Annotated in this window: 21 protein-coding genes and 1 pseudogene; 10 read left to right on the top strand and 12 right to left on the bottom strand. The window is 70.2% G+C overall.

Going from position 1 to position 22,129, the window contains the following annotated elements:
- Positions 1 to 89: 89 nt before the first annotated feature.
- Together EV148_RS05105 and epmB are read right to left on the bottom strand one after the other, a co-directional pair.
- Positions 90 to 2,162, bottom strand: a complete 2,073-nt coding sequence (locus EV148_RS05105; protein WP_131994513.1) for an EAL domain-containing response regulator — start codon at positions 2,160 to 2,162, stop codon at positions 90 to 92.
- A 163-nt stretch (positions 2,163 to 2,325) separates the two neighbouring features.
- Positions 2,326 to 3,372: an EF-P beta-lysylation protein EpmB gene (epmB, locus tag EV148_RS05100; RefSeq protein ID WP_425479840.1), complete on the bottom strand. Its 1,047-nt coding sequence runs from the start codon at positions 3,370 to 3,372 to the stop codon at positions 2,326 to 2,328.
- Between the two features lie 102 nt (positions 3,373 to 3,474).
- Between epmB and efp the strand changes: the two genes are divergently transcribed.
- The 7 genes from efp to folE2 all read left to right on the top strand — a co-directional run bounded on the left by efp (position 3,475) and on the right by folE2 (position 8,936).
- Positions 3,475 to 4,041 (top strand): elongation factor P, encoded by a 567-nt coding sequence (efp, locus tag EV148_RS05095; protein ID WP_131994507.1) that lies wholly within the window; start codon positions 3,475 to 3,477, stop codon positions 4,039 to 4,041.
- Between the two features lie 95 nt (positions 4,042 to 4,136).
- Positions 4,137 to 5,450 (top strand): TRZ/ATZ family hydrolase, encoded by a 1,314-nt coding sequence (locus EV148_RS05090; RefSeq protein ID WP_131994504.1) that lies wholly within the window; start codon positions 4,137 to 4,139, stop codon positions 5,448 to 5,450.
- A 6-nt stretch (positions 5,451 to 5,456) separates the two neighbouring features.
- Complete coding sequence (locus EV148_RS05085; RefSeq protein WP_131994501.1) at positions 5,457 to 5,696, top strand: hypothetical protein; 240 nt, start codon at positions 5,457 to 5,459, stop codon at positions 5,694 to 5,696.
- On the top strand, positions 5,693 to 6,400 hold the full coding sequence (gene ubiG, locus EV148_RS05080; RefSeq protein ID WP_131994499.1) for a bifunctional 2-polyprenyl-6-hydroxyphenol methylase/3-demethylubiquinol 3-O-methyltransferase UbiG: 708 nt from the start codon (positions 5,693 to 5,695) through the stop codon (positions 6,398 to 6,400). Before EV148_RS05085 ends, ubiG begins: the two co-directional genes overlap by 4 nt.
- A complete protein-coding gene (locus tag EV148_RS05075) occupies positions 6,397 to 7,059 on the top strand; it encodes an HAD family hydrolase (protein ID WP_241987985.1) in 663 nt (220 codons plus the stop codon). Before ubiG ends, EV148_RS05075 begins: the two co-directional genes overlap by 4 nt.
- On the top strand, positions 7,059 to 7,892 hold the full coding sequence (locus tag EV148_RS05070; RefSeq protein ID WP_158287331.1) for a squalene/phytoene synthase family protein: 834 nt from the start codon (positions 7,059 to 7,061) through the stop codon (positions 7,890 to 7,892). The genes EV148_RS05075 and EV148_RS05070 overlap by 1 nt, the downstream gene beginning before the upstream one ends.
- Before the next feature lie 99 nt (positions 7,893 to 7,991).
- Positions 7,992 to 8,936: a GTP cyclohydrolase FolE2 gene (gene folE2, locus EV148_RS05065; RefSeq protein ID WP_131994489.1), complete on the top strand. Its 945-nt coding sequence runs from the start codon at positions 7,992 to 7,994 to the stop codon at positions 8,934 to 8,936.
- A 120-nt stretch (positions 8,937 to 9,056) separates the two neighbouring features.
- Here the strand turns inward: folE2 and dxs are convergent, their stop codons facing one another.
- Entirely contained in the window at positions 9,057 to 10,952 is a 1,896-nt protein-coding gene (dxs, locus tag EV148_RS05060; RefSeq protein WP_131994486.1) for a 1-deoxy-D-xylulose-5-phosphate synthase, read from the bottom strand.
- A 168-nt stretch (positions 10,953 to 11,120) separates the two neighbouring features.
- Here dxs and EV148_RS18390 point away from each other — a divergent pair, with 168 nt between their 5' ends.
- Positions 11,121 to 11,258 carry a hypothetical protein gene (locus EV148_RS18390; RefSeq protein WP_158287330.1) on the top strand — a complete coding sequence of 46 codons (138 nt, stop codon included), beginning with the start codon at positions 11,121 to 11,123 and terminating at the stop codon, positions 11,256 to 11,258.
- Between the two features lie 6 nt (positions 11,259 to 11,264).
- On the opposite strand, the gene EV148_RS05055 is transcribed toward EV148_RS18390, so the two are convergent.
- The 9 genes and pseudogenes from EV148_RS05055 to modA form a co-directional block, all read right to left on the bottom strand.
- Complete coding sequence (locus EV148_RS05055; RefSeq protein ID WP_241987984.1) at positions 11,265 to 13,136, bottom strand: chloride channel protein; 1,872 nt, start codon at positions 13,134 to 13,136, stop codon at positions 11,265 to 11,267.
- A 51-nt stretch (positions 13,137 to 13,187) separates the two neighbouring features.
- Positions 13,188 to 13,889, bottom strand: coding sequence for a potassium channel family protein (locus EV148_RS05050; protein ID WP_241987983.1), 702 nt, complete (start codon positions 13,887 to 13,889; stop codon positions 13,188 to 13,190).
- A gap of 2 nt (positions 13,890 to 13,891) precedes the next feature.
- Positions 13,892 to 14,485, bottom strand: coding sequence for an HNH endonuclease (locus tag EV148_RS05045; protein WP_131994483.1), 594 nt, complete (start codon positions 14,483 to 14,485; stop codon positions 13,892 to 13,894).
- A gap of 127 nt (positions 14,486 to 14,612) precedes the next feature.
- Positions 14,613 to 15,104, bottom strand: coding sequence for a GNAT family N-acetyltransferase (locus EV148_RS05040; RefSeq protein ID WP_131994480.1), 492 nt, complete (start codon positions 15,102 to 15,104; stop codon positions 14,613 to 14,615).
- Between the two features lie 331 nt (positions 15,105 to 15,435).
- Positions 15,436 to 17,226, bottom strand: coding sequence for an acyl-CoA dehydrogenase C-terminal domain-containing protein (locus EV148_RS05035; protein ID WP_131994477.1), 1,791 nt, complete (start codon positions 17,224 to 17,226; stop codon positions 15,436 to 15,438).
- 252 nt (positions 17,227 to 17,478) lie between these two features.
- A complete protein-coding gene (locus EV148_RS05030; RefSeq protein WP_131994474.1) occupies positions 17,479 to 17,937 on the bottom strand; it encodes an LEA type 2 family protein in 459 nt (152 codons plus the stop codon).
- A gap of 138 nt (positions 17,938 to 18,075) precedes the next feature.
- Positions 18,076 to 18,678 (bottom strand): annotated as a pseudogene (locus EV148_RS05025) (ATP-binding cassette domain-containing protein); the annotation flags it as partial.
- Positions 18,675 to 19,367 carry a molybdate ABC transporter permease subunit gene (gene modB, locus EV148_RS05020; protein WP_131994468.1) on the bottom strand — a complete coding sequence of 231 codons (693 nt, stop codon included), beginning with the start codon at positions 19,365 to 19,367 and terminating at the stop codon, positions 18,675 to 18,677. The pseudogene EV148_RS05025 and the gene modB, both read right to left, overlap by 4 nt.
- 69 nt (positions 19,368 to 19,436) lie before the next feature.
- On the bottom strand, positions 19,437 to 20,228 hold the full coding sequence (modA, locus tag EV148_RS05015; RefSeq protein WP_241987982.1) for a molybdate ABC transporter substrate-binding protein: 792 nt from the start codon (positions 20,226 to 20,228) through the stop codon (positions 19,437 to 19,439).
- Positions 20,229 to 20,400: 172 nt separating this feature from the next.
- Between modA and EV148_RS05010 the strand changes: the two genes are divergently transcribed.
- Positions 20,401 to 20,763 (top strand): winged helix-turn-helix domain-containing protein, encoded by a 363-nt coding sequence (locus tag EV148_RS05010; RefSeq protein ID WP_182517872.1) that lies wholly within the window; start codon positions 20,401 to 20,403, stop codon positions 20,761 to 20,763.
- A 169-nt stretch (positions 20,764 to 20,932) separates the two neighbouring features.
- Positions 20,933 to 22,126 (top strand): OprO/OprP family phosphate-selective porin, encoded by a 1,194-nt coding sequence (locus tag EV148_RS05005; RefSeq protein ID WP_131994462.1) that lies wholly within the window; start codon positions 20,933 to 20,935, stop codon positions 22,124 to 22,126.
- Positions 22,127 to 22,129 lie beyond the last annotated feature (3 nt).

The raw sequence follows: 22,129 nt of genomic DNA, 5'->3' as shown, positions 1-22,129 counted from the left end.
CCCGGAATCCGGGCCTTTTTCGTCGCTTCCAGGCAGCGGCAACAGCCGTGATGCCGCCAGCCCTCGGGCCTCAGCGCTCGGCCCAGCCCTCACGCCGCAGCGTGGCTGAGGATCTTCTCCGGCTCCTGCAGGAAGTTGCCCTGCACGAAATTGACGCCGCAGCTGAACAGGATCGACATGCTCGCCGCGTCCTCGACGAACTCGGCCACCGTGAGCTTGCCTGCATGGTGCGCCTGGTCGCAGATCTCCTTGATCTTTTCCTGGTTCTCCTTGTGCTTGGGCAGCTCGGCCATGAAGTTGCGATCGATCTTCAGGTAGTTGACCGGGATGTGCTTGAGCAGCTGGAAGGAATTGAGCCCCGAGCCGAACTGCTCGAGCGCGAAGCCGCAGTGGATCTGCTCGAGCCCCTTGGCGAACGCGCGCGCCGGCTTGAGGCTCGTCACGACCTTGCTTTCGGGCATCTCGAACACGAGCGAGTCGCCGCGCTGGCGCGCGGTCTTGAGCTGCTGCGCGACCCATGGCAGCAGGGTCTGGTCCTCGAGCGACTGCGGCGTGAGCTTCACGAAGAACGTCGTCTTGTGGCCGGCGCGTTCGCGTTCGGCGATCGCGCGGATCGCATTGGCGATGACCCAGCGGTCGATCGCCGGCATGCGGCCGTTGCGCTCGGCGATCGGCAGGAACTGCGCCGGCGGGATCTCGCCCTTCGGCCCGGCCATGCGCAGCAGGATCTCGTAGTAGTCGCCCTCGGCGCCGTGCAGGCTGATGATCGGCTGGTAGTAGAGGACGAAGCCGTTGTGCGCGAGCGCGTGGTCGATCGCCTCGAGCCAGCGGCGCGTGCTCTCGACCGCGGCCTTGTCCTGCTCGGACGGGTCGATCACGTTGATGCGGTTGCCGCCCTCGTTCTGCGACGAGCGTAGCGCGGTCGTCGCGCTGTTCAGCACGGTCGCCGCGTTCGCGTTCTTCTCGCCAAGCAGGGCACCGCCGATGCTGACCGTGAGGCTGATCGACTGCTTGCCGACTTCGAAGATCTTCTCGCCGAATGCATTGCGCAGTTTCTCGCCGAGCTTGCGCGTCGCCTCGGCGTCGTGCGAGGGCAGCAGCAGCCCGAACGTGTGCTCCGAAACGCGCCCGGCGACGAGGTCCTCGCCCGCGTGCCGGCGCAGCATCGTCGCCATGTCGCCGAGCAGCACGTCGGCATTGCCGAGCCCGACCGTGTCGAGCACGTGCTTGAAGTTGTCCGGCTCGAGCAGCAGCAGCGCCTGGTCGGTCTTGCCGTTGGCGGCCCTCGCGACCGCCTCCTCGAGCTGCGTCATGAGGTACTGGCGGTTGTACAGGTCGGTGACGAGGTCCTTCTGGCGCATCGCCTCGAGTTCCTGCGTCAGGTTCGGATCCACCGTCTGCAGGCGGAACGTGATCTGCTGGCAGGGCTCGCCCTCGTAGCTCGCCTCGGTGAATTCCATCGTCGCGTCGAAGGTCGACCCGTCCGAGCGCTGCGCCTTGAGGTTGAGGCGCTGCGGCGGCTTCTCGCCCTTGGAGAGGCGCTTCAGCAGCGACTTGAAATCGTCGGCGTCCTGCGGCGCGATCATGTCGAGGATCGACATGCCCTCGACGTCCTCGAAATCGTCGAAGCCGAACATCTCGAGGTAGGCCTTGTTGGCGCGCACGTGCATGCCTTCGTGCACGAACGCGATCGGGTCGCGCGAGGAATCGAGCAGCGCCTCGCAGCGTCGTTCCGATTCGCGCAGCGATGCCTCCAGGCGGCGCACGCCGCGGCGCATCGTCAGCGCCTCGAACTCGCGGCGGACGATCATCTGCACGTGCTCGTGCGAGTCGCGCAGCATCATCGCGCGCGCGCCTTCGCGGAACGCCTTGACGATCGCCGCTTCGGTCACGCCGCGCCCGCAGGCGATCAGCGTGATGTCGCGTCCGCCGCGCTCGGCCAGCTCGTGCACGCGCTGCAGCGGCAGGTCCTTGCAGGCGAGGTCGGCGATGATGAGGTCGGGAGTCTGCTGTTCGAGCGCGGCTTCGAGTTCGGCCTCGTTGCTGGCGCGCGCGGGCCGCACGGCAATGCCGCCGTTGCGCAGGATGCTGATGGTCTGTTCGGCGTCGTCGACCGAGTCGTCGACGAGCAGAAGCTTGATGATGTTGTCGGATCGGGTCATCGGGGCGGCGGATCGGGTGCGGCGGTGGTGGGGCCTGCCGGCTCCGCGCCAGGGGCACGCGTTGCGACGGAGTTCCGGAGGTGCGAGCCCACGGACGGCTGGGTGTTATTTACCGGATTCGGCAGTTCATTTCCATGGCCCGTTCGCCTTGCTTGCACGAGGCTTACAACGGGGTCTTGGACGGCTCTCCGGCGATTTCGCGCACGAGGCGCGGGACGAGGTAGCCCGGCAGGCGCCGGCGCAGTGCCTCGACGAGGGCCAGCGCACGCCCGTCGGGGACCTCGAAATGCGCGGCACCGGTCACCCGGTCGAGCTGGTGGAGGTAGTAGGGCAGCACGCCGGCTGCGAACGCGCGCTCGGACAGGCCGGCGAGCGCGTCGGCATCGTCGTTGACGCCGCGCAACAGCACGGCCTGGTTGAGCACGGTCGCGCCCGCGTCGCGCAGGTGCAGGCACGCGGCATCGACCGCCGCATCGAATTCGGCCGGATGGTTGGCGTGCAGCACGACCACGCGCTGCAGGGGCAGGGCCGCGAACCAATCGTGGAATTCGGCGTCGACGCGCTCGGGTAGCACGATCGGCAGGCGTGTATGGATGCGCAGGCGCCGCACGTGCGGGATCGCCGCGAGGGCATCGCCGAGTTCGGCGAGCTTGGCGGTGGAAAGCGACAGCGGATCGCCCCCCGACAGGATCACCTCGTGGATCGACGCATCCCCGCGCAGGTGCTCGACGGCCTCGCCCCAGCGGTTCGCCGCCGCCGTTTCATCGGCGTAGGGGAAGTGGCGGCGGAAGCAGTAGCGGCAGTGCACCGCGCACGAGCCGGTGGCGACGAGCAGGGCGCGACCCTCGTACTTGTGCAGCACGCCGTTCGCACTGCGCGCGGCGAGGTCGCCGACCGCGTCGCGCGTGAAGCCCGGCACGTCGCCGAGTTCCGCGGCCTGCGGCAGCACCTGGCGCAGCAGCGGGTCGGCGGGATCGCCATGACGCATGCGCGCGACGAAGCCGCGCGGCACGCGCAGGGCGAAGTCGGTGTCGATCGCAGGCAGCAGTTCGCCCGCGTGCCCGGACAGGCCGAGCACGGCGAGCAGCTCGCGCGGGTCGGTGATGGCCTCGCGCCAGAGCTGCTGCCAGCGCACGGGCTGCGCCGGGAGCCGGTTAGCAGGTATCATGGGCGGATACGTCCGAAGCGTTCGGTCGCAGGAACCGGCCATTGTAGCCGGTTTCGCCGAACGCCTCCCCCGACGACCGCGCCAGGGCCGCACGGCCCCGCGTTCGCCGGTCCGGCGCCCCGACACCATCCAGCAGGAGTGACCATGGCCAGCTATGGCATGAACGACGTCAAGAACGGCCAGAAGATCATCGTCGATGGCTATCCGTGCACGATCGTCGACACCGAGTACGTGAAGCCGGGCAAGGGTCAGGCGTTCACGCGCGTGAAGTACCGCAACCTCAAGACCGGCCGTACCGTCGAAATGACCATGAAGTCGACCGACTCGGTCGAAGCCGCCGACGTGATGGATACCGACATGGAGTTCCTCTACGCCGACGGCGAGTTCTGGCACTTCATGCATCCGGACACGCACGAGCAGATCGCAGCCGACAAGAACGCGGTCGCCGATGCGGCGAAGTGGCTCAAGGGCAACGAGGTCTGCATCGTCACGCTGTGGAACGGTGCGCCGCTGACGGTGACGCCGCCGGTGTTCGTCGAGCTCGAGATCACCGAGACCGACCCGGGCGTGCGCGGCGACACCTCGGGCGGCGGCGGCAAGCCGGCCACGCTCGAAACCGGCGCGGTCGTGCGCGTGCCGCTGTTCGTCGGCCAGGGCGAGAAGATCAAGGTCGACACGCGCACCGGCGAGTACATGTCGCGCGTCAAATGAAGCGGGGACCGGGGGCAGGGGGCTGAGAGCCGAGCAGCAAGGTTCGCTTATGCTTGGTGTCGCTTTTCAGCCCTAGGCCCTCGGCCCTCAGCCTTATGCAAGCCATCGACCTCCTCATCGAAGCCCGCTGGGTCGTCCCGGTCCAGCCACACGGCGTCGTGCTCGAGCACCACGCGGTCGCGGTCGATGGGGACCGCATCCTCGCGCTGCTGCCGATCGCCGACGCGCACGCGCATTACGCGCCGCGCGAACGCGTCGTACTCGACGAGCACGCGCTGATCCCCGGCCTCGTCAACGCGCACGCGCACAACCCGATGACGCTGATGCGCGGGCTCGCCGACGACCTGCCGCTGATGCGCTGGCTGCAGGAGCACATCTGGCCGGCCGAGGCGAAGGCGATCGGGCCGGAGTTCGTGCGCGACGGCATCGAGCTCGCGGTCGCCGAGATGCTGCGCGGCGGCACCACCTGCTGCAACGAGAACTATTTCTTCCCGGACGTGCAGGCCGCAACCTACCGCCGGCTCGGCTTCCGCGCGATGGTGGGCCTGCCGATCATCGAATTCCCGAGCGCGTGGGCGGCGACGCGCGACGAGTACTTCGACCGCGGCCTCGCCGTGCACGACGAGTTCCGCGGCGAACCCTTGCTCGGCACGAGCTTCGCCCCGCATGCGCCGTACACGGTGTCGGACGAGAGCTTCGAACGCATCCGCGTGCTGTCCGACCAGCTCGACGTGCCGGTGCACCTGCACCTGCACGAGACCGCCTACGAGGTCGACGAGGCCAAGCGCGAGCGCGGCGCGCGCCCGTTCGCGCGCATGCAGGCGCTCGGCATCGTCAACGACCACCTCATCGCCGTGCACATGACCCAGCTCACCGACGCGGAGATCGCCGCGTGCGCCGACGCAGGCGTCGCGGTCGTGCACTGCCCGGAATCGAACCTCAAGCTCGCATCGGGCTTCTGCCCGGCCGAGAAGCTGCGTCGCGCCGGCGTCAAGGTCGCGATCGGTACCGACGGCTGCGCGAGCAACAACGACCTCGACATGTTCGGCGAGATGCGCACCGCCGCGCTGCTCGCCAAGGCGGTCGCCGAGAACGCGAGTGCGCTCGACGCTGCCAGCGCGTTGCGCGCGGCGACGCTCGGCGGTGCGCTCGCGCTCGGCTGGGGCGAGCGCATCGGCAGCATCGAGGCCGGCAAGCAGGCCGACCTCGCCGCGGTGCGCCTCGACGACATCGAGACGCAGCCGCTCTACAACGTCGTCTCGCAACTCGTCTACGCGACCGGGCGCCAGCAGGTCAGCGACGCCTGGATCGCCGGCGTGCGCAAGCTGCGCGATCGCGTGCTGGCCGACATGGACCTCGGCGAGATCCGCGAGAAGGCGCGCCGCTGGCGCGAGCGGCTGGCCGGCTGAATGGGCATGCAGTATCCCGACGCGCGCACCGGCAACCAGGCCGCGTACCTGCGCGGTGCGCGGCTGGAGCGGGCGACCTGCGCGCCGACGGGCAGTCGGGCCATGAGTGGCGAGTTCCGCCGGGCGAAGTTCGCCGCTGCGTCGCTCGTCCCGGACGCTGCAGGGCGGCTATGCGACGCCCGATCGGCGACACTGGATCTGCGCGCCGCGCCTCGACGATTTCCGAACCGAGTGGGTCTGCGATGAACCCTGAGACCAACGTCGATCGCGGCGAAACCGCGAAGTTCGACCGCCTCGCCGCGCGCTGGTGGGATCCCGACGGCGAATCGCGACCGTTGCACGACCTCAATCCCGTGCGCCTCGCCTACGTCGCCGAGCGCGTCGCGCTGCGCGGCGCGCGCGCGCTCGACGTCGGCTGTGGCGGCGGCCTGCTCAGCGAGGCGCTCGCGCGCGAGGGCGCGAACGTCACCGCGATCGACCTCGCGCCGGCCGTGCTCGACGTCGCGCGCCTGCACCTGCACGAGAGCGGCGTGCGGGTGGATTACCGCGAGATCGCCGTGGAGGAACTCGCGGCGGAGAAACCCGGCGCGTTCGACGTCGTCACCTGCATGGAGATGCTCGAGCACGTGCCCGACCCGGCCAGCGTGATCCGCGCCTGCGCGACGCTGCTCGAGCCGGGCGGCAGGTTGTTCCTTTCCACGCTCAACCGCACGCCGTTCGCGTTCGGCGCGGCGATCCTCGGCGCGGAATACCTGTTGCACCTGCTGCCGCGCGGCACGCACCGGTACGGGCAATTCCTGAAACCGAGCGAGATTGCCGGCGAGTTGCGCGCCAGCGGCCTCGTGCTCGAGGATCTTTCGGGGCTCGCCTACAACCCGCTCACGCGCCGTGCATGGCTGACAGCGAACGTCGCGGTGAACTACCTCGCCTGCGCGATCAAGCCCGCGTGAGCGTCGTGGTACCCGGCGCGCTGTTCTTCGACCTCGACGGCACGCTCGTCGACTCCGCCCCCGACCTCGTCGCCGCGGTCGAGGCGCTGTGCGCCGAACTCGGCGCGCCGCCACCCGACGCGCAGGCGGTGCGCCGCGTCGTCTCCGCCGGCGGTCGCGCAATGCTGCGCCAGGGTCTGCCCGGCGCCGACGACGCGATGATCGACCAGTGGCTGCCGCGGTTCCTCGACATTTACTCGGTCGCGATGACCGTGCATACGCGCCTCTACGACGGCATGGCCGAGGTCCTCGACCGGCTCGAGTCGCGCGGCATCACGTGGGGCATCGTCACCAACAAGCCGGGCTGGCTCGCGCGGCCGATGCTCGAGCAGATGCAGTTCCATCGCGGCGCGGCCGCGCTCGTCACCGGCGATTGCCTGCCCGTGCGCAAACCCGACCCGGCGCCCGTGCTGTTCGCCTGCGGGCAGGCCGGCATCGACCCGGCGTCCGCGGTGATGATCGGCGACGACCTGCGCGACGTGCTCGCCGGACGCGCGGCGGGCACGCGCACCGTCGCCGCCGCGTGGGGTTACCTCGACGGTGGTGACCCGCATGCATGGGGCGCCGACCTCGTCGTCGATCGGCCGCTCGGCCTGCTGGACGCACTCGGCATCGGCTGATGGACGACACCATGCACGACGTGCCGCTCGCGAGCTTCGAGGCGAAGTGGGCCGACGCGCATCCGGAGTTCCAGCTCGCGCTGCCGTTCGTACCGGCGCCGCTGCGGCCCGCATATGCGGCGTTCTCGTGCATCGGCTACGAGATCGAGCACGCCGCATTCGGCATCCGCGAGGCACAACCGGCCGCGCTCAAGCTGCAATGGTGGGCGGAGGAATTCGCGCGCATGCGCGAGGGCGGCGCGCGCCATCCGCTCACCCGCGCGCTCGCCGCATTGCCGGGCGGCGCCGCGGTACCGCTCGCGCAATGGCAGGCGGTCGTCGTCGGTGCATTCGCACAACGCGACCCCGAACCTGCGGCGGATGCGTCCGCGCTGCTCGACGGCTACGCCGCGCTGTACCAGCCGCTCGCCATCCTCGAGGCGACCCTGTTCACGCCCCTCGATGCGGCCACGATCGCGCGCGTGCGCGCCTGCGGTCGCGCGGTGCGCGAGGCCGCGGTGCTCGCCGATGCGCTGCGCGACGGGCGCCTGCCGCTGCCGCTCGAACTGCTCGCGCGCCACCGGCTCGCGCGCGGCGATCTCGCCCAGGCCTCGCCCGCCCAGTCCGCCGCGTTGCGCGACTGGCTGGAAATCCTGCGCGCGCGGTTCGCGATGCTCGACGCGGCAGGGGGTGGACCACTCGCGGCGGCCGGGGCGAGTGCCGACCGCTGGCGCCTGCAGTCGGCCGCGCGGGCCGGCGATCCGCTCGCCACGCTGCAGGCGGCGATGACGCGGTTGCCGCTGCGTGCGTCGTGGGCCGCCTGGCGCGGCGGGCGCCGCTTCGTGCGCGCCTAGGCAGCCCGGGCGGCCGTCGTGCCGCCGGCCTGCGCTAAACTGTTGAACCCGCGCTGCGTGGCCACCATGTGTGACGCGCATCGCCCGCAGGAATCCCGCATGTCCGCACCGACGAGCCCGCAGCGCCTGCTGCCCGACATCGCCAGTGAAGCGCAGGCCGGCCACGCCGGCGCGCTCGATGGCGTCGGCATGCAGCGCATCGAAATGCCCGTGCTGCTGCTCGGTGCCGACGGCCACGCGCAGCGCGTCAGCGCGCGCGTCGACGCATTCGTGAACCTCGCGCGCGAGGACGCGCGCGGCATCCACATGTCGCGGCTGTACCTGCACCTCGATCGCCATCTTTCGGCGGAGCCGCTGACGCCGGCGAGCTTGCGTCGCCTGCTGCGCGACTTCCTCGACTCGCACGCGGCTCTTGCGGATCGCGCCTGGGTGCGCGTGCGCTACGACCATCTCGCGCGTCGTGCCGCGCTCGCGAGCGCGCACAGCGGCTGGCGCGCGTACCCGGTCGAGCTGCGGGCGTCACTCCACGGTGGCGAGTTCATGCTCGAGCTCGGCCTCGAGGTGCAGTATTCGAGCACGTGCCCGGCCTCGGCGGCGCTCGCACGCCAGCTCATCCAGGACCGTTTCGCCGCCGACTTCGACGGACACGGGCCGCTTCAGCGCGACGCGGTGCTCGCCTGGCTCGGTCGCGCCGACGGCATCGTCGCGACGCCGCACAGCCAGCGCAGCGCCGCGACCCTGCGCCTGCGCCTCGCCCCGGGCTTCGAGTTGCCGGTCGAGGACCTCATCGACCGGGTCGAACGCGCGCTGCAGACGCCGGTGCAGACCGCGGTCAAGCGCGAGGACGAACAGGCCTTCGCGCTCGCCAACGGCCAGAACCTCATGTTCTGCGAGGACGCCGCGCGCCGCATCCGCGGCGTGCTCGCCGCCGACGAACGCATCGCCGACTTCTGGCTGCGCGCCGAACACTACGAAAGCCTGCACCCGCACGACGCCGTCGCAATCGCGACCAAGGGCGTCCCCGGCGGCTACGCCGCTTCGTAGGCAGCGCGGCAAAAGCCTGAAGCACGAAGGACACGAATCCTTCGTGTTTCAGGTTCTGGCTTTGGCTTTGCTTGGCCCTGATTCGCACGGCTTCACGTCCGCGCGGGCGCGCGAACGGCCTCAGCCCGCGCTGCGCAGCGGCAGGGCGAGGGCGAGGTCGGGGAAGCGGCGGCGGATCGAGGCTTCGATGCCGGCGGCGTCGAGGCCGTCGCTGGCGAGCAGTTCCTCGCGGCTGGCGTGCTCGAGGAAGCGGTCGGACAGGCCAAGGTGCAGGACGGGCAGCGCGATGCCGTGCGCGGCGAGCGCTTCGGCGACCGCGCTGCCGGCGCCGCCCATGATCGCGTTGTCCTCGATCGTGACGAACGCGGCGTGCGAGCGTGCAAGCTCCACCAGCAGCGCCTCGTCGAGCGGCTTGACGAAACGCATGTTGACGAGCGTCGCGTCGAGCGCGTCAGCGACCTTCGCGCACGGCGCGACCATCGCGCCGAAGGCGAGCATCGCGATGCCGCGGCCGTGCCGGCGCACGTCCGCCTTGCCGACCGGCAGCGGCAGCAGCTCCTTCGAGATCGCCACACCCGTGCCGGTGCCGCGCGGGTAGCGCACGGCGGCTGGGCCCCGGTGCAGGAAACCGGTCGTGAGCATGCGCCGGCACTCGTCCTCGTCCGCCGGCGCCATCACCACCATGTTCGGGATGCAACGCAGGTAGGAGAGGTCGAAGCTGCCCGCGTGCGTCGCGCCGTCGGGGCCGACGAGGCCGGCGCGGTCGATCGCGAACAGCACGTCGAGGTCCTGCAGCGCGACGTCGTGGATGAGCTGGTCGTACGCGCGCTGCAGGAACGTCGAATAGATCGCGACGACCGGCTTGGCGCCCTCGCAGGCCATGCCGGCGGCGAGGGTGACCGCGTGTTGCTCGGCGATGCCGACGTCGAAGTAGCGCTGCGGGAATTCCTTCGAGAAGCGCACGAGGCCCGAGCCTTCGCGCATCGCCGGCGTGATCCCGTACAGGCGCTCGTCCGCGGCGGCCATGTCGCACAGCCAGTCGCCGAAGATCTCGGTGTAGGTCGGCTTGGACGTGCCGCCCTTCTTGACGACGCCCGCCTGCGGGTCGAACGGGCCGACTGCGTGGTACTCGATCTGCTCGCGTTCGGCCGGCGCGTAGCCCTTGCCCTTGGTCGTGATCACGTGCAGCAGTTGCGGCCCCTTGAGGCCCCTGAGCGTGCGCAGGGTCGAGACGAGCTGCGGCAGGTCGTGGCCGTCGATCGGGCCGGTGTAGTGGAAACCGAATTCCTCGAACAGCGTCGACGGCACGAACATGCCCTTGGCGTGTTCTTCCCAGCGCTTGGCGAAGCGCCAGAGGAAGCCGCCGCGCTTCATCATCTGCTTGCCGCGCTCGCGGATGTTGTTGAGCGTGTGGCTGGCCATCAGGCGCGCGAGCATCTTGGTCAGCGCGCCGACGTTCTCGCTGATCGACATCTGGTTGTCGTTGAGGATCACCAGCAGGTCGGGTTCGACGTCGCCGCCGTGGTTGAGTGCCTCGAACGCCATGCCCGCGGTCATCGCGCCGTCGCCGATCACCGCGACGACCTTGCGCGCATCGCCCTTGCGCTGCGCCGCGATCGCCATGCCGAGCGCGGCCGAGATCGACGTCGACGAATGGCCGACGCCGAACGTGTCGTACTCGCTCTCGTCACGCCTGGGAAACGGCGCGACGCCGTCCTTCTTCTTGACCGTGGTGATGCGGTCGCGGCGGCCGGTGAGGATCTTGTGCGGATAGCCCTGGTGGCCGACGTCCCAGACGAGGCGGTCGACCGGCGTGTCGTACAGCCAGTGCAGGGCGACGGTGAGCTCGATCACGCCGAGGTTGGCGCCGAAATGGCCGCCCGAGGTCGCCACCGATTCGATCAGGTAGGCGCGCAGCTCGCGCGCAACCTCGCCGAGTTCGGATTCCGGGAAGGTGCGCAGGTCCGCCGGGGTGTCGATGCGGGCGAGGCGGGGATAGCGCTGCGGGTCGATCATGGGAACGCCAATGTGCAAGCATGATATTGTCGGCTACCGGCGATTTCACGGCAAGAACGTGCCGAATCGGGCCATTGCGCCGCGGGATCGGCGCAGCGCGATTGCACGTCCTGCCCAGGGCGATGGATGGCACCGCCGCGCCGCGGCGGGCGCGGATTGAGGAACTTCATGGGGCAATCCACGATCACCAACAACACGGTCGGCGTGTCGTTCGGCACGGGAGGCGTCGTCAGCTCCTTCGGCAACAACCGCATCATCGGCAACGCCACCGACGGCAGTCCGACTTCGACCATCGCCGAGCACTGATCGCAATCAGCGCGCGCGGCGCCGCCCGATGCGGATGTGTCGGGCGGTTTCGGACGCTTCGCGCAGGCGTCGCGCATGGGCGGCGAGCAGGTCGCCGCGCGTGAGGATGCCGACCATCCCGTGCGGCGCCTGCGTCGCCACCACGATCACGCGCCCGACGTTCTCGGCGACCATGTGGTCGGCGGCCTCGCGCAGCGAGTGGTCCTCGCGCACGACGATGGGCACGCGGCGGACCATGTCGCCGACGCGGTGCATGTCCGGCAGGCGCATGTCGAGCAGGTCGCGCCGGGTCAGCACGCCGAGCACGCGGCCCTCGCCATCGAGAACCGGATAGCCCTGGTGCTGGGCTTCCGGCTTGCCCGAATTGAGCCAGTGGCGAACGTCGCCGAGGCGGTCGTCGGCGCGCAGCGGGACGACGTCGCGCGTGCAGGCCTTGCCGGCGGTCACCTGCTCGAGGAAATCCGCCGCGTACTCGCTCGGCACGCGCACGCCGCGGCGGGCGATCTTCTCGGTCATGATCGTGTTGCGCATGAGCAGCGCCGAAATCAGGTAGGCGGCGGTGCAGCCGCCGATCAACGGCAACAGGCCGACCGGCTGGCGCGTCGTTTCGAAGGCGAACACGATCGAGGCGAGCAGGGCGCGCGAGGCGCCGGCGAAGATCGCCGCCATGCCGACGAGTCCGGCGATGCGCGGGTCGATGCCGAACTGCGGCGCGAGCGAGGCGATCGCGATGCCGGCGACCGCGCCGAGCGCGCCGCCGATCGTGAACAGCGGCGCGAGCGTGCCGCCCGAGGTGCCGCTGCCGAGCGCGATCGACCACGACAGGAACTTCATCACGCACAGCGAGGCGAGCACCGCGACGCCGAGCCGGCCGGCGACGATGTCCTCGATGTTGGTATAGCCCACGCCGAGCGTGAGCGGCGCGTACCAGCCGATCAGGCCGACGGCGAGGCCGCCGATCGCCGGCCACCACATCCAGTGCACGGGCAGCTTTTCGAACAGGTCCTCGATGCCGTAGACGATGCGCGTCGTGCCGACGCTGACGAGGCCGACCAGTGCGCCGAGCGCGACGTAGAACGCGAGCGCGACGCCGCCGGGTTCGGCCAGCGGCGGCATCGGGAACACCGGCGCGGAGCCGACCAGCACGTGCCGCACGCCGGTCGCGACCACGGTCGCGAGGGCGACGGGGATGAGCGAACGCGGTTTCAGTTCGAACAGCAGCAGCTCGACCGCGAGGATGATCGCCGACAGCGGCGAACCGAACACCGCGGCCATGCCCGCCGCGGCACCGGCCGCGAGCAGGGTCTTGCGCTCGATCGCGGTCACGCGCAGCAGCTGGCCGAACAACGATCCGAGCGCGCCGCCGGTCGCGATGATCGGGCCCTCGGCGCCGAACGGCCCGCCGGTGCCGATCGCGACCGCCGATGACAGCGGCTTCAGGAACGTGATGCGCGGCGGGATCTTCGATTCGTTGAGCAGCACCTGCTCCATCGCCTCGGGGATGCCGTGGCCGCGGATCGCGCGCGAACCCCAGCGCGCCATCACGCCGACGACGAGGCCGCCAATGGCCGGCACCACGATGACCCATGCGCCGAGGTGGTGCCCGGCCGGTGAGCTGAACGCGGTCGACCAGCGTCCGTGGAACGCGAGGTTCGTGACGAGGCCGATCAGGGCGGTCAATACCTGGGCGATCACCGCCGCGGCGGCCGCGATCACGCCCGCGATCAGGCTCACGACGACGACGCGCCGGTCGACGAGGGTGGAGCGGCGCGGCATGCGCGCGGCATCGAGGCTGGCGCCGAGCGACGGCGCGACGGGCAGGGCGTCGGTGCTCGCCAGCGCCTCGATGCGCGGCGGATGCGGGTTCGGCTCGGTCATGTCGGACAGCGGCAGGCAAGGGAAGCCCGCAATGATAGCGCCGCGTTCCGCTCAGCGTTCCGTGCGCGACAGCACCGTCAGTCCGATCAGGCGCGATACGACCAGGGCGAGGTACATCACGCCGACGAAGATCTCCAGGCTCGCCAGTGCGCGCGCGTGCGGCGTCAGCGGCACGACGTCGCCGATGCCGGTGCTCGACAGCAGCACGAAGCTGAAGAACAGCAGCTCGGTCCAGCTGCGCGTCGCCAGCCCGGCGGGCGTGCTGCCGAAGCAGCCCGGCTGCAGCGCCTGGCAGGCGCTGAACACGTGCGCGAATGCCCAGGCGAGCAGGGTGAATGTGGCGCCCGCGGCGAACAGTTCGTCACTCGTCGCGCGCCGGTCGGCGAGCATGTAGGCGACGAGGCAGGCGGCCGCATGGAAGTAGAACAGCGCTTCGAGCACGGCCGACCACGGCGCGAGCCAGGCCACACCGCCCGCCGTCGCGAGGAGGTTCGAAGCGACCGCGGGCACGGCGAGCACGAGCGCGATGACGAAGCGCGCATGGCCCGCGGTGCGGTGGACCATGCGCATCGCCAGCAGCAGCACGACGGCGCCGAACGCTCCGAACCAGGCGGCGCCGCCCGGCGTCCCCTCGGAAAACGGATAGGCGAGCAGCGCAAGGAGCTGCGCGAGCAGGAGGATTGCCGAAGGATGCCGGCCGATGCGCGCGAGCAGGCGCAGGCGCGCCCAGCGCGCGGCGGTTTCGTTCGCCACGGCTACTGTGGACGGCGGTTGCGTGGCAGGTGGTTGACCAGGAATTCCATCTGGTCGGCGAGGATGTTGCGGTTGGACAGGATCAGGTGTTCCACCCAGCTCGGCCGGTACGGCACGGCGAGCAGGGGCATGCCCGCCTGCTGCGGCGTGCGGTTGCCCTTCTTCACGTTGCACGCCCAGCATGCGGTGACGACATTGACCCAGGTGTCGCGGCCGCCCTTGGAGACCGGCTGCACGTGGTCACGCGTGAGTTCGCCGCGGCTGAAGTGCCCGCCGCAATAGAGGCACAGCATGCGGTCGCGCGCGAACAGCGCGGCATTGGTGAGCGCGGGCGCCGGGTCGATCGCGTGCGGGCGCACGTGGCCGGTGCTGGCGACGATCGGGTGCAGGTCGAGCACGCTCTGTTCGCCGGTGCGCTGGTTGTAACCGCCGTGGATCGTCAGGCACGGTTCGCCGAGGGTCCAGGCGACGGCGCCGCGTACGTAGAGGCACGCCGCGTCCTGCCAGCTCATCCAGTCGAGGATGCGCCCGGTCGCATCCAGGGACAGGACGCGCGTGCTGTGGATGTCGCCGGAAGTTCTGACTTCCGCAAGCATCGTGACCTCCGTTCTCTGCGCGAAAAGCGGTGGCAAGCCCCGCCACGGGGACGGGGCGCCGCGAGCATAGAACAAAAGCGAGATGGCAGGAAATTGACCGCCGCGCGAAAAAGGCCGCGTGACGCGCTCAGCGCACCGGCTTGGCCATGCGCAGCACGTCGATGCCGAAGCCGTGGCGCTCGTACAGCGCGCGCGCGCGGGTGTTGCCCGGGAAGACGGCGAGCGTCAGGTGGCGGCAGTGATGCGCGCGCGCCCAGGCTTCGGCATGGGCGAGCAGGGCGGCGCCGATGCCCTGGCCGTCGAAGGCGGGCGCGACCGCGAGGTCGGAGATATGGCAGTTCTGCGCCGAGGTGAAGTAGTCGATCACGAACTGCAGGTGCAGGAACCCGACGCGCTCGCCGTCCGCGTTCTCGGCGACGAATATGTGCGACCCCGGCGGCTGTTCGGCGAGATGGCGCTCGATGTCGTTGCGGATGCCTTGCGCGCATTCGCCACGCCGGCGCCACGGCGGCAGCTCGAATTCGACGAAGCGGCCGACGAGGCCGAGGATGAAGTCGTCGTCGTCCGCATTCGCGAGGCGGATCGACAGGTCGGTTCGGACGTCGGTCGGCGAGGCCATGCAGCAGTGCGGCGGACGATCGGCTGGAGTGGATCCTAGCACCAGGAATCGTCCGCGTTGAGCGCAGCCGTGGACCGATTCGCGCTGGCACCGACTGCGCCGCAGGAGCGTCGCGAACGGCAAGCCAAGCCCGGGACTGGGCGCAAGCCGGCTTGATGCGGGCTGCCGGCCGCCTGGCTACCGTTCGCGTCGAGCGCAGCGAGCGGCGTCGAAACGCGCGCGATACCCGCATGCCCTTCGACGCCCTGCGGGCCGGCGCTCAGGGCGAAGGGAATGTGGACCGGAACTCCGCATCGAGCGAGCTCCAGCCCTCAGCCCTCACCCCAGGCCCTCAACCAAACTGCCCCTCCTCCAGCTCCAGCAGATTCGCCGCCCCACTCCGCATCGCCGCCACATGCGCCTGCGTGCGCGGCAGGATGCGCGCGTAGTAGAAGCGCGCGGTCGCGCGCTTGGCCGCCTTGAACCCGGCGGACTGCGTGGACGCGTCGGCCGCGGCGACGCTGCGCGCCCACAGGTAGGCGAGCGCGATGTAGCCCGAATAGAAGAGATAGTCGTACGCGGCTGCACCCATTTCCTCGGGGTTCGCCGCGGCACGCTTGCCGAGATCGAGCGTGAGCTCGCCCCATTCCTTCGCCGCGGCACCGAGCGGCGCGATGAATTCGGCGAGCGTGGCGTCACCCGCATGCCTCGCGCAGAACGCGCCGATCTCGGCGAGGAAATGCTTCAGCCCGACGCCTTGCAGCTGCATGACCTTGCGCCCGAGCAGGTCGATCGCCTGGATCTGCGTCGTGCCCTCGTACAGGGTCGTGATGCGCGCGTCGCGGGCGAACTGCTCCATGCCGTTCTCGACGATGTAACCGTGTCCGCCGAACACCTGCAACGCGTGGTAGGTGCATTCGATGCCGGTCTCGGTGAGCAGGCCCTTGACGATCGGGGTGAGGAACGAGACCAGCGCTTCGGCGCGCTCGCGCTCGGCCGGGTCGGCCGAGTGCCGGGCGATGTCCTCCTGCAGGTAGGCGTACAGCGCGAGCGCTCGCCCGCCCTCGGCGAATGCCTTCTGCGTGAGCAGCATGCGCCGCACGTCCGGATGCACGATCAGCGGATCGGCGGGCTTTTCCGGGAACTTCGGCCCGGACAACGAACGCATCTGCAGGCGTTCGCGCGCGTAGGCGAGTGCATTCTGGTAGGCGCGCTCGGTGAGCCCGAGCCCTTGCAGGCCGACCGCGAGGCGCGCGGTGTTCATCATCGTGAACATCGCTGCGAGTCCCTTGTTCGGCTGGCCGACCATCCAGCCTTCGGCGCCGTCGAAGTTCATGACGCAGGTGACCGAGCCGTGGATGCCCATCTTGTGCTCGATCGAACCACAGGCGAGCGAATTGCGTTCGCCGACCGTGCCGTCGCGCGCGACCTTGAACTTCGGCACGAGGAACAGCGAGATGCCCTTCACCCCCGCGGGTGCGTCCGGCAGGCGCGCGAGGACGAGATGCAGGATGTTGTCGACGAAGTCGTGCTCGCCCGCGGTGATGAAGATCTTCGTGCCGCTGATGCGCCAGCTGCCGTCGGCCGCGGGTTCCGCGCGCGTCTTGAGCAGGCCGAGGTCGGTGCCGCAATGCGGCTCGGTCAGGCACATCGTGCCGGTCCAGGCGCCCGCGACGAGCGGCTTGAGGAACACCTCGCGCTGCCAGTCCTCGCCGTGGTGCTCGAGCGCCGACGATGCGCCGTGCGACAGCATCGGATAGTTGCCCCACGAGAGGTTCGCCGAGTCGACCATTTCCTTGAGCGCCGCGCCGAGCGTCTCGGGCAGGCCCTGGCCACCGAATTCAGGCGCCGCTGTAAGGCCGATCCAGCCACCGTCGACGTACTTGGCGAACGCTTCCTTGAAGCCCTTCGGCGTGCGCACGCTCTGCGTCGCCTTGTCGTAGCTGCAGCCCTCGGCGTCGCCGCCCTGGTTCAACGGCGCGAGCACCTGTTCGGCGAACTTCGCCGCCTCCTCGAGCACGGCGTCGACGACGTCGCGCGTCGCTTCGGCGCAGCCGGGCAGGCGCGCGTAGGTGGTCGTGACCTCCAGCACGTCGTGCAGCACGAAGCGCAGGTCGGCGAGCGGGGCGGTGTAGCGGCTCATGGCAGGTTCCTCGGAAGCGCTTCGAGCAGCGGCGAAGCGGGCGGACGGGATTCGAACGATCGTTTGAATGGGCCGCTAGCCTAACCAATTGCGCCTGCCGCGCCTAGGTCCGCTGCAGGAGCAATCCCGGCTGCAGCGCCCGCGGTTCGCCATCGAGCCGACGGCGGAACACGCGCTGCATGAAGCGCGAAGCGTGCTGCACGGGAGGTTCGCGTGCCTGGCGTGCGCGCGATGCGGAAGGACACCAACGCCTCAGCGATAGGTGTTCGGCACGCCCGGCACCGGCGTCAGCCGGCTCGCGGTTTCGAACTTGAAGCTTTCCTTCGGCTCGCTCGTCTCGATCGTGCCCTTCAACGCGTAAGCGATGTCGGTGCCGAACGTGATCGCGGCGTCAGGCCGGAACGTCGCCTCGACCACGTCGCCGTTGTTGCCGAGGATGTCGATGTCGGGCACGGCCTCGAGCCGGCCGACATTCCTGCCGTCGATCGTGACGCCGGCTTCGATGCGGCTGAAATGCATCGGGAACGTGGAGTAGTTCTGGATGCGCAGGCTGAGTTTCCAGCTGCCGTCCGCCTGCACGGCGAGCTGCTGGATCGATGCCGTCGACGGATGCACCTTGCGCGGCGGGCCACCGCTGCCACAGGCGGCGAGCAGGCCGGTCAGGAGCGTCACGACGAAAGCACGGCGCAGCAGCATGGCGACCTCGGTCATCCGTTGCATCGGACGCCTAGCCTAGCGAATGCGCCCGGCGGCGGCCAGCCGCGAGCGCGACGCTCAGCCGGCTTCGATCACGCGTGCGTGGCGTGCGGCGAACTCGGCGACCGGCTGCTGGCGCACGACGCGGCCGGCATCGATGCGCACGACCTCGTCGGCGAGCGCGGCGACTTCGTCGGCATGATGGCTCACGAGCACGGTGAACACGCGCAGCTCGCGCTTGAGCCGGCGCAGGTGGTCGAGGACCTGCTGCCGCGCCTGCGCGTGCAAGCCGGTGAGCGGCTCGTCGAGCAGGAGTGCGCGCGGATCGGAGAGCAGCGCGCGGCCGATCGCGACGCGCTGGCGCTCGCCGCCGGAAAGGCCGTCCGGCCGCCGCTGCAGCAGCGCGCCGAGCCCGAGCAGCTCGACCATCATCGCGAACTGCGCATGCGGGCCTTCGACACCGTAGAGCAGGTTGCGCCGCACGTCGAGGTGCGGGAACAGGCGGCCATCCTGGAACACGTAGCCGATGCGCCGCCGCGACACCGGCACGGCGACGCCGCGCGCGGTATCGAGCAGCACCTCGCCGTCGATCGCGATGCGCCCGGATTGCGGCGCGAGCAGTCCGGCGATCGCATTGAGCACGCTCGTCTTGCCGGCGCCGGAGTCGCCGTAGAGCGCGAGCGTGCGCGCGTCGGAACGGAACGCGAGGTCGAGTTCGAGGTCGGCGTAGGCGTGGCGCAACGCGAGTTCGATCAAGCCGGCCTCCTCCGCCACGGCGCGCGGCCCGCGACGAGGGCGGCGGCCGTGCTCGCGCCGAGCGCGACGACGAGCGAGACCAGCGCGAGGCGATGCACGCCGGGCATGCCGCCCGGCGCGTTCAGCAGCTCGTAGATCGCGATCGGCAAGGTGCGCGTCTCGCCCGGGATGTTCGACACGAAGCTGATCGTCGCGCCGAACTCGCCGAACGCACGCGCGAACGCGAGCACGCAGCCGGCCACGATGCCGCGCAACGACAGCGGCAACGTGATGGTCGCGAAGCGTCGCCACGCGCCGGCGCCGAGCGTTTCGGCGGCCGCTTCGAGGCGACGGTCGACGTTGTCGAACGCGACGCGCACGCTCAGCACGAGCAGCGGGAAACCCATCACCGCGGCGGCGATCACCGCGCCCGTCCAGCGGAATGCGACGACGATGCCGAATTCACCGAGCAGGGCGCCGAGCGGACCATGCCGGCCGAGCAGGGCGAGCAGGGCATAGCCGGTGACCACGGGGGGCAGGATCAGCGGCAGGAACAGCAGTGATTCGAGCAGGATGCGTCCCGGGAAACGCCGGCGCGACATCAGCCAGGCGAGTGCGAGCGCGAACGGCAGCGAAACGAGCACGCTGAGGAAGCCGACGCGCAGGCTCAGCGCGAGCGCCTGCCAGTCGTCGGGCGCGAGCGCGCTCACGGCGGCGTCGTCGCGCGGCGCGCTGCGCGGGCGCTGCGCCGGGCGAGCGACCTGCTGCCCGTACCCGGGTCATTCTGGCGGTGCATCGAATCCATGCTCGCGGAAGATCGCCCGTCCTGCCGGGGCACGCAACAGGTCGAGGAGTTTGCGCGCAGCCGGCGCGTCGTGGCCGGCGAGGATCGCCACCGGGTAGACGATCGGCGCGTGGGTCGCCTCGGGGAACGTGGCGACGACACGCACCGCGGGCTCCGAGACCGCGTCGGAACGATAGACGACGCCGAGCACCGCCTCGCCGCGCGCGACGAAGTTGAGCGCGGCGCGCACGTCGTCGGCCGCGACGACGCGCGTGGCCACGCCATCCCATATGCCCAGTTTCGTCAGCGCGGCCTTCGCGTACTTGCCCGCGGGCACGCTGTTCGGCTCTGCCAGCGCGAGGCGGCCGTCCTTGCCGAGCGCCGCGGCGAGTGCGAAGCCGGGCGCGATGTCGAGCTTCGTCGCGCTGTCCTTCGGCGCGACCAGCACGAGCGCATTGCCGACGAGGTTCGCGCGCGTGCCTTCGACGACGAGCGCGTGTCGCTCGACGTGGTCCATCCAGTCCTGGTCGGCGGAGATGAACAGCGCGGCCGGCGCGCCCGCCTCGATCTGGCGGGCGAGCTGCGAACTCGCCGCGTAGCTCGCCCTGGCGCCGAGGGCGGCGGCCTCCGGCATCGCGAGGATCGCGTCGAGCGACGGCTTGAGGCTCGCTGCGGCGAACACCAGCAAACCGTCTGCGCGCGCCATGACGGGTGCGCACAGCGCGAATGCGAGCACGCCACGGATCGCGAGGCACCACGGGCGACTCGGGCCTGCTGCGCGGACCATGCGGCGTACTCCCATGCGATATTCCCGGCAGAACATAACGCCAGTCGGGGTGCGCGCGCGAGTCCCTGCGCGCGGATGCGCGAGCCGCTGGCTGGCCGGCGGCGGTGCGCCGGCATGGACGCGCGCGGGACGCGCGCGCATGATCGCCTTCCCGTTCCGCACGAGCGCCGCGATGGCCCGCACGAAACCGTCCACGTCGATCCACCTGCGCGTGATGCCGGCGCCCGGCGTCGCGCTCGGGCCGGGCAAGCGCGACTTGCTCGCAGGCATCCGCGAGACCGGTTCGATCGCCGCCGCGGGCCGGCGCATGCGCATGAGCTACCGGCGCGCATGGCAACTCGTCGAGGAACTCAACCGCGGTTTCCGCGGCCCGCTCGTCGAGGCGAGCAAGGGCGGCAGCGGTGGCGGCGGCGCGCGCCTGACGCGCCTCGGCGACACCGTGCTCGACCGCTACGAGCGCATGCGTGCAGCCGCGAACGCGGCCGTCGCCACCGATCTGGCCGCCCTGCGGCGACTCGTCGCACGCGACGACTGACCGCGCGACATTCGACCGCGGGCGCGCTGAGCATGCGTCCGCGTGCCCGGCGATATATCCGTGGGAACATATCGACGGGTCGACCGGCATGTCGTTAGAACCCGCGGTCAGTTCCGCCACGGCGTGCCGGCCTGCAGCATCTTCCGCATCATCACGGGGACCACGAGCCATGAACCAGGCAAGCCTGCGCGCGACGGTCGCGCTCCTGTTGGGTACCACCGCCGGACCGGCGGCCGCGTACGACCTCGAGAACTGGCCGGTGCATTACACCTTCGGCGACGGCACCGACGTCGGCCTGACCGGCGTCTACCGCTACGACGTCAACGCGTTCAGCGACGACCGCCGCGCCGACGGCAGCCATGCGTTCGAGGATTCGCACACGAACCGGCGCAAGGAGCTCGGCCTCACCCTGAAGAAGAAGGGCGTGTACGAGGCGATCATCGACTACGAATACCAGGGCAAGTCCTGGCTCGACACCAACGTGCGCGTGCAATCCAAGCCGTTCCTCGGCACCGACATCGGCGCGTTCCGCTTCGGCTATTCGAAGACGCCGGTGTCATTCGAAGGTGTCACGGGCACCAAGGCGACCTCGTTCCTCGAACTCGCGCTGCCGGCGCAGGCGATCTTCGAGGGCCGCCGCACCGGCATCGACTGGCAGTTCGAGCACCCCGCGTACATCGTCAACCTCGGCTACTACTGGGGCCAGGACCTGCTCGGCGACAACGACGGCACGACCCTTGGCGGCCGCATCGCGTGGACGCCGCGCAAGGCCGAGGGCGACGTGATCCACCTCGGCTTCTCGGCATCGCGCGAGGATCGCGACGGCACCACCGACGGCCGCGGCGTGCACCACGATCCGAGCGTGCGCCTGTCGACCCCACCGGAAACGGGGCTCACGCCGGTGCGCCTCGTCGACACGGGTTCGTTGTCCAAGGCCGATCGCGTCGATCGCAGCGGCCTCGAGGCATTGTGGATCACCGGCCCGTGGTCGGTGCAGGGCGAGCTGCTGCGCGCGGACGTGTCGCGCTTCGGTGGCAACCCGGACTTCCAGGCCAGTGGCGGCTACGTGTTCGGCAGCTGGGTGCTCACGGGCGAGTCGCGCCCGTACAGCGGCGGCAACGTCGGCAACATCAAGCCGAAGGGCAAGTGGGGTGCCTGGGAACTGCTGCTGCGCTACAGCGAGCTCGACCTCAACGACGGGCCGGTACGGGGCGGCAAGGAGCACGACTGGACGCTCGGCGCCAACTGGTACCTGACCCAGCACTTCAAGTTCCAGGCCAACTACATCCAGGCGACCAGCGACAAGGGCAATCTCTCGCTCGATCCACGCATCTTCGAACTGCGCGCGCAGATCCAGTTCTGAACA

It is taken from the genome of Dokdonella fugitiva, assembly GCF_004342425.1.
GTDB classification, from domain to species: Bacteria; Pseudomonadota; Gammaproteobacteria; order Xanthomonadales; family Rhodanobacteraceae; genus Dokdonella_A; species Dokdonella_A fugitiva.
The sequence above is the reverse complement of the archived record's forward strand: the minus strand, read 5'-3'. Positions and strand labels throughout refer to the sequence as shown.